The organism is Robertmurraya sp. DFI.2.37 (genome assembly GCF_029211245.1).
GTDB lineage: Bacteria > Bacillota > Bacilli > Bacillales > Cytobacillaceae > Robertmurraya > Robertmurraya methanolica_A.
This window is the reverse complement of sequence record NZ_JARGEJ010000272.1, coordinates 1-419: the sequence shown is the minus strand read 5'-3', so window position 1 is coordinate 419 and position 419 is coordinate 1. Positions and strand designations below refer to the sequence as shown.

Sequence of the window (419 nt, the reverse complement as noted above, 5' to 3'; positions counted from 1 at the left end):
AAAAAAAATTCAAGGAGGATTCATCATGACAGTAATAAATGATGTTAAGACAGCTCTAGCAGGCTTAAAAAGTGCACAAGCAAGTTTCGAAACATTTGCTCTTGGTACAGATAATCAACAGGCAAAGCAACTTTACCAAGATGCTGCTAAACAAACCCAATCTGTTATTAACAGCATTGAACCACGCGTTCAACAAATTGAACAAGAAGAACCTCAATACAAACAACAATAATGAGTAAGATAAAAAAGGTTGGTTGGGAGGCCAACCTTTTTTAATTCCTTTAAATAATGGGAAAAACGGAGATGGTTTCATGAAAGACAAAATAACCAAAATAAAAATTTTTCTTTCCATTTTAGCCGTGATCGGGTTTGGAACAGGATGTAACGATAACCAAAATCAGTTAGATGAGGATAACAAT

The 419-nt window shown here is 34.4% G+C and carries 1 protein-coding gene; it reads left to right on the top strand.

Translation table 11 applies throughout. The features are described from left to right. Window positions 1–25 precede the first annotated feature (25 nt). A complete protein-coding gene (locus tag PZE06_RS26455; protein WP_041844991.1) occupies window positions 26–232 on the top strand; it encodes a DUF1657 domain-containing protein in 207 nt (68 codons plus the stop codon). The last annotated feature ends 187 nt before the right edge of the window (window positions 233–419 follow it).

Coding starts and splice junctions, on each gene's coding strand:
- PZE06_RS26455 (WP_041844991.1), top strand. CDS start 26: ATGACAGTAATAAATGATGTTAAGACAGCTCTAGCAGGCTTAAAAAGT.